Consider the following 5,730-nt stretch of genomic DNA (forward strand, 5'->3'; position numbering starts at 1 on the left):
CAGGGCGGCGGCCTGGTAGAGGTCCAGCGCATCCGCCAGGGCGCCGGCGGCCAGCAGGCACTGCGCCTGCCGCAGCATGGCGGGCAGGTCCTCCGGCAGCAGCCGCAGCAGGGCGGCATAGGCGCGGGCGGCGCCGTGCCAGTCCCGGGCCTCGCGCAGCTGGTCGGCCTGCTGCCGCAGGCGGAGGGTCTCGGGACTTCCTTGCGCTACCATGCGGAGTGCATCATGACCCTCGCGTCTTCCACCGCCCGCGCCTGCAAAGCAAGCCATGGCCGAGCTGGCGCGGAATGTTTAGGTTGCCGTGCCGGCACGGTTCCGCCAAGCGGCGGGCCGTCCGGCTGCCTGCCACTGTCCAGGGTATCCGGTTCATGCGCCCCCGCATCTATATCGACGGCCACAACCTCGCGCTCGACCAGGGCACCGGTGTCGCGACCTATGCCCGCAACCTCAGCTTCCGGCTGGGCGCGCTGGGCGCCGAGGTGGGCGTGCTCTACGGCACCCGCGCCAGCCCCAGCCGCAACGAGCTGATCCGCGAGATCGCCTTCTTCGACAACCGCGTGGGCGAGGCTTCCTCGCTGCTGAAATGGATGCGCTCGGCGCGGCGGACCATGCTCTCGCCCTTCGGGGAATACGCCTCCTCCGTGCCGATCACCGGCCGCGTGGTGGCGAATACCTTCGAGAACCGGATGCCGCATTTCGACCATCTCTGGAATGTCGAGAACGGCTTCACCGTCGCCTACAACCATTTCCGCCACTACAAGGCGCGGCTGACGGTGGGCATGCCGCGCCCGCCGCAGATCATGCACTGGACCTATCCGCTGGCCATGCGGGTGCCCAAGGCCAAGAACATCTACACGCTGCACGACCTGGTGCCGCTGCGGCTGCCCTATACCACCCTGGACCACAAGCGCCGCTACTTCCGCCTCAACCGGCTGATCGCGAAGAAGGCCGACCACATCATCACGGTCAGCGAGGCCTCGAAGCGCGATATCGTCAACCTGCTGGGCGTGGACCCGGAGAAGGTGACGAATACCTACCAGTCCGTGGAGATCCCGAGGAAATTCGCGGAAAAGCCGATCCCCGAGGCGCAGGACGAGATCAAGGGTTCCTTCGGCCTCGACTGGAAGGGCTACTTCATGTTCTTCGGCGCCATCGAGCCGAAGAAGAACGTGGGCCGCATGATCGAGGCCTTCCTGTCTTCCGGCTCCGAGCTGCCGCTGGTGATCGTCGGCAAACAGGCCTGGAAGAGCGAGGAGGAGCTGAAGCTGCTCTTCGACGACCATATCCGCTACCAGGTGCAGGAAGGCTCTATCCTGCGCGTGAAGCGCAAGATCATCCTGCTGGACTACGCGCCCTTCCGCCTGCTGGTCTCGCTGATCCGCGGCGCCAAGGCCTGCCTCTTCCCCTCGCTCTACGAAGGCTTCGGCCTGCCGGCGCTGGAGGCGATGAAGCTCGGCACGCCGGTGATGACCTCCAATACCTCCTCCCTGCCCGAGGTGGTGGGGGATGCCGCCATCACGGTCGACCCCTATGACGTGCGCGCCATGGTGGAGGCGATCCGCGCGCTCGACCACGATGCCGATCTGCGGAACTGGCTGGAACATGCCGGCCCGCGCCGCGCCGACCTCTTCTCCGCCGAGAGCTATGAGCGCCGCCTGGCCGAGGTCTACAACCGCCTGGGCGTGCGGGTGGAGCCGGGGGCCGGCGGCACGGCCGCGCCGCCCCTGGCCGAGGCGGCCGATTAGGGCACGCCAGGGCTTCTAACGGCTTTGGTTGCGCTGCCGCCACAGCCTGTGGCCCTGTTGCAACAGCCCTGAGCGAAGACAAACTGTAAGGCATCCCGACGTTGACGCTCGCCCTGCCGTCACGACACCGTGGGGTTCCTGACGCTTCCGGGGGGGAGCGTCGCCACGGATTGAGGGGGAGGCGATGTTGGAGCGAGAGGACGGGCAACGCATCGCCATGCCTGCGATGGGGCAGAGCCTCATCGCCGATTCCGCCGACCGGCTGACCCGGGAGCGTGGCGGGCAGACCGGCTGGTGTGGCCCCGCCGCCATCGCGCTCGCCGCCGGCTGCGGCTATGCCGAGGCCTGCGCCCTGCTGCGTCGCGTGGCGCCCGAGCGCTATGCCGGGCAGCCGGATATCGTCACCGCCTATTGGCGCGATGTGCTGGAGGCGCTGCGCCATCTCGGCCTGCCCGCCGCGCCGCTGCCGGTGGAAAAGCCGGAGGGGCGCGGCCCCACCCTGCTGGGGCTGGCGCGGCGCGGCGGGCTGGAGCCGGGGCTCTACCTGGTGCGTGTCACCGGCCATTTCCTGCTGCTGGCACTGCATGGCTTCGGCCTGGCGCAGGTGCATGACAACCGCCTCTCGGGCGCCGTGCTCTCGGTGCGCAGCCACGGGCTCTGCCGCGTGACGCATCTGGCGCGGCTGCCGCGCGGGCTGGAATAGCTTCTCCCCCTCACTTTCGTTTTCCTTGCGGGTGGCGGGGGGTAAGCCTATATGGGCAACAGAACATCTTCGCTGCACAGTCAGGGGGGTGGCCTTAGGGCCGCCTTTTTTTGTTTTTGGATCACGACGACAACAACGCCACCGATGGCACGCCCGACGACCTTCCCCAGGAAGGGCTGGAGGCGCGCATCGCCGCCGCCATCACGCCGACGCTGGCGGCGATGGGCTATGAGATCGTGCGCGTGCTGATCCAGGGCAAACAGGTGCCGACGGTGCAGATCATGGCCGACCGCACCGATGGCCGCCCGATCGGCGTGGCCGATTGCGAGGCCATCAGCCATGCCGCCGGCGCCGTGCTGGACGTGGACGACCCATTCCCCAAGGAATGGCACCTAGAGGTCTCCTCCCCGGGCATCGACCGGCCGCTGACGCGCACCAAGGACTGGCTGCGCTTCGCCGGGCACCTCGCCACCGCCGAGATGAGCATCCCCTTCGAGGGCCGCCGCCGCTTCCGTGGCTTTATTCTGGGCGCCGATGAGGAAAGCGTGCGGCTGAAGCTGGAGGACGGCGGCGAGGTGACCCTGCCCCGTGCCGACATGCGCCGCGCCAAGCTGGTGCTGACCGACGAACTGATCGCCGCGACCGCGGCCCAGGCCGGGGTGAACCCGGACGGGGATGACCTGTCCGAGGACGACTCCGACGCCTCCACCTTGCCCAAGAGGAACTAGGATCATGGCCGTGGACATCGCCATTGCCCGCCCGGAGCTTCTGCAGGTCGCGGATGCCGTGGCGCGCGAGAAGATGATCGAGCGCGACGAGGTGCTGGAGGCCATGGAACAGGCCATCCAGAAGGCCGGCCGTGCCAAGTACGGGCACGAGAAGGACATCCGCGCCGTCATCGACCGCCGCACGGGCGAGGTGAAGCTCTCCCGCTGGTCTGAGGTGGTGGAGGCCGAGCCGGTCGAGAACGAGGCGACGCAGATCCCGCTGCGCATCGCGCAGAAGGTGCAGCCGGGCATCGAGGTCGGCCAGTTCATCGTCGATCCGCTGCCGCCGATCGACTTCGGCCGCATCGCCGCGCAGACCGCCAAGCAGGTGATCGTGCAGCGGGTGCGCGAGGTGGAGCGCTCCAAGCAGTTCAACGAGTACAAGGACCGCGTGGGCGAGGTCGTGAACGGCGTCGTCAAGCGCACCGAGTACGGCAACCTGATGGTCGATCTCGGCCGCGCCGAGGCGCTGCTGCGCCGCGACGAGACCATCCCGCGCGAGGCCTTCCGCAACGGCGATCGCGTGCGTGCCTATATCTATGACGTGCGCGAGGAGCCGCGTGGCCCGCAGGTCTTCCTGAGCCGCACGCATCCGGGCTTCCTGGCCAAGCTGTTTGCCCAGGAAGTGCCCGAGATCTACGACGGCATCATCGAGATCAAGGCCGTGGCCCGCGACCCGGGCTCGCGCGCCAAGATGGCGGTGGTGTCCCGCGACTCCTCCATCGACCCCGTTGGCGCCTGCGTCGGCATGCGCGGCTCGCGCGTGCAGGCGGTGGTGGCCGAGCTGCAGGGCGAGAAGATCGACATCATCCCCTGGTCGCCCGAGAACGCCACCTTCGTGGTGAACGCGCTGGCGCCGGCTGAGGTGACCAAGGTCGTGCTGGACGAGGACACGCGCCGGGTTGAAGTCGTGGTCCCCGATGACCAACTCTCCCTCGCGATCGGCCGCCGCGGCCAGAACGTGCGCCTGGCCAGCCAGCTGACCCGCTGGGATATCGACATCCTCACCGAGGCTGAGGAATCGGAGCGCCGCCAGGAGGAATTCCGCAAGCGCACCGGCCTCTTCGTCGAGGCGCTGGACGTGGATGACGTCATCGCCGGCCTGCTGGTGACCGAGGGCTTCGGCACCGTCGAGGAACTGGTCGATGTGCCCGACGAGGAGCTGGCCGAGGTCGAGGGCTTCGACGAGGACGTGGCCGCCGAGCTGAAGCGCCGCGCCCAGGCCTTCCTGGACCGCCGCGACCAGGAACTGGACGAGAAGCGCCGCGCGCTGGGCGTCGAGGATGCGGTGGGCGAGGCCGGTGGCTTCTCCCCGGCCATGATGGTCACGCTGGGTGAGAAGGGGATCAAGACCCTGGACGACCTGGGCGACCTGGCGGCCGATGAGTTGATCGAGATCCTCGGCACCGAGGCGGTGGACGAGGAAACGGCGAACGCCATCATCATGGCGGCGCGTGAGCATTGGTTCGCCGCGGAGAATGATGCCGGCGAGAAGGCCGGCAGCGAGAGCGGCGAGGAGAAGACCGACGACCAGCAATCCTGAACACGCCCCGGCCACCGGGCCAGCGCCTGAGCTGGCCCCGGAGGCGCCGACCGAGCGGCCGCCGAAGCCGATGCCCAAGGCGGATGGAGCGGACTCCGAGAGGGGTCCGCTGCGCCGTTGCATCGTGACGCGGGAAACCGGGCCCAAGGAAGCGATGATCCGCTTCGTGCTGAGCCCGGGGCGGGAACTGGTGCCGGATCTGGCGGGCAGGCTGCCCGGCCGGGGAATGTGGTTGAGCGCGCGTGCCGATGTGCTAGAACGCGCGCAGGCTCGCGGCGCCTTTTCCAGGGCGGCCAAGGGCCTGGTGATACCGCCCCCCGATCTTCGCGCCCGAATCGAACATGGCCTTCGCGCTCGCCTGCGCGACCATGTGGGTTTGGCGCGCAGGGCGGGGCAGGCCGTCTGTGGCTTCCAGCAGGTGCGGGAATGGCTGCAGAACGGCCGGGCCGGCCTTCTGGTGGAAGCGGCGGACGGCAGCGAAGCGGAGCGGCGGCGGTTGCAGGGCAGGCATGACCTTCCTGTGGTGACCATCCTCTGCGCCGAGGAATTAGGGGCGGTCTTCGGGCGCGATCATGCGGTGCATGTGGGCGTGGCGTCCGGGCGGATCGCCGAGATGATTATGCAGGAGGCTGGTCGATTGGCCGGATTTACTGTCAACGCGAACGGAGCGGGGTCGTGAGCCCGGCAACGGCTCGCGTTTGGATACATGGCAGACAACGGATCGGATATTAGCGAGCGCATGAGCGACCAGAACGAACAGGACGGCGGCAAGGGCCGCCTGAGCCTTCGGCCCAGCGGCCGGTTGGAACTCGGCAAGACCGAGCAGGCCGGCAGCGTGCGGCAGTCGTTCAGCCATGGCCGCTCGAAGACTGTGCAGGTCGAGGTGGTGAAGAAGCGCGCCCCGGGCGCGCCGGCTCCCGCCCAGAAGCCGGGGGGTGCCGCCACGGGGCCGCGCCCGGCCGGTGGCCCGCA

General features: G+C 68.8%; 7 protein-coding genes. 6 read left to right on the forward strand and 1 reads right to left on the reverse strand.

All coding sequences use genetic code 11. The features are described 5' to 3' along the window. The coding region (locus tag IBL25_RS23890) for a hypothetical protein (RefSeq protein WP_202986873.1) at window positions 1–213 on the reverse strand (213 nt) is incomplete at its 3' end. A 155-nt stretch (window positions 214–368) separates the two neighbouring features. Here IBL25_RS23890 and IBL25_RS23895 point away from each other — a divergent pair. The 6 genes from IBL25_RS23895 to IBL25_RS23920 form a co-directional block, all read left to right on the forward strand. Continuing rightward, window positions 369–1,745 (forward strand): glycosyltransferase family 4 protein, encoded by a 1,377-nt coding sequence (locus IBL25_RS23895; RefSeq protein WP_187780971.1) that lies wholly within the window; start codon window positions 369–371, stop codon window positions 1,743–1,745. 184 nt (window positions 1,746–1,929) lie between these two features. After that, window positions 1,930–2,448, forward strand: coding sequence for a hypothetical protein (locus tag IBL25_RS23900; RefSeq protein WP_187780972.1), 519 nt, complete (start codon window positions 1,930–1,932; stop codon window positions 2,446–2,448). A 221-nt stretch (window positions 2,449–2,669) separates the two neighbouring features. Beyond that, entirely contained in the window at window positions 2,670–3,176 is a 507-nt protein-coding gene (gene rimP / locus IBL25_RS23905; protein ID WP_379656286.1) for a ribosome maturation factor RimP, read from the forward strand. 4 nt (window positions 3,177–3,180) lie between these two features. After that, complete coding sequence (gene nusA / locus IBL25_RS23910; protein ID WP_187780974.1) at window positions 3,181–4,758, forward strand: transcription termination factor NusA; 1,578 nt, start codon at window positions 3,181–3,183, stop codon at window positions 4,756–4,758. Between the two features lie 70 nt (window positions 4,759–4,828). Further along, window positions 4,829–5,437: an RNA-binding protein gene (locus tag IBL25_RS23915; protein WP_187780975.1), complete on the forward strand. Its 609-nt coding sequence runs from the start codon at window positions 4,829–4,831 to the stop codon at window positions 5,435–5,437. Between the two features lie 60 nt (window positions 5,438–5,497). Beyond that, window positions 5,498–5,730: translation initiation factor IF-2 associated domain-containing protein (locus IBL25_RS23920; RefSeq protein ID WP_187780976.1), on the forward strand; the 233-nt coding region annotated here is incomplete at its 3' end.

It is taken from the genome of Pseudoroseomonas ludipueritiae (assembly GCF_014490445.1).
Lineage (GTDB): Bacteria > Pseudomonadota > Alphaproteobacteria > Acetobacterales > Acetobacteraceae > Pseudoroseomonas > Pseudoroseomonas ludipueritiae.

Excerpts from the sequence above, each read along its gene's own strand:
- rimP (WP_379656286.1), top strand. The coding sequence starts at position 2,670 with ATGGGCTATGAGATCGTGCGCGTGCTGATCCAGGGCAAACAGGTGCCG.
- nusA (WP_187780974.1), top strand. The coding sequence starts at position 3,181 with ATGGCCGTGGACATCGCCATTGCCCGCCCGGAGCTTCTGCAGGTCGCG.
- IBL25_RS23900 (WP_187780972.1), top strand. The coding sequence starts at position 1,930 with ATGTTGGAGCGAGAGGACGGGCAACGCATCGCCATGCCTGCGATGGGG.
- IBL25_RS23895 (WP_187780971.1), top strand. The coding sequence starts at position 369 with ATGCGCCCCCGCATCTATATCGACGGCCACAACCTCGCGCTCGACCAG.
- IBL25_RS23915 (WP_187780975.1), top strand. The coding sequence starts at position 4,829 with ATGCCCAAGGCGGATGGAGCGGACTCCGAGAGGGGTCCGCTGCGCCGT.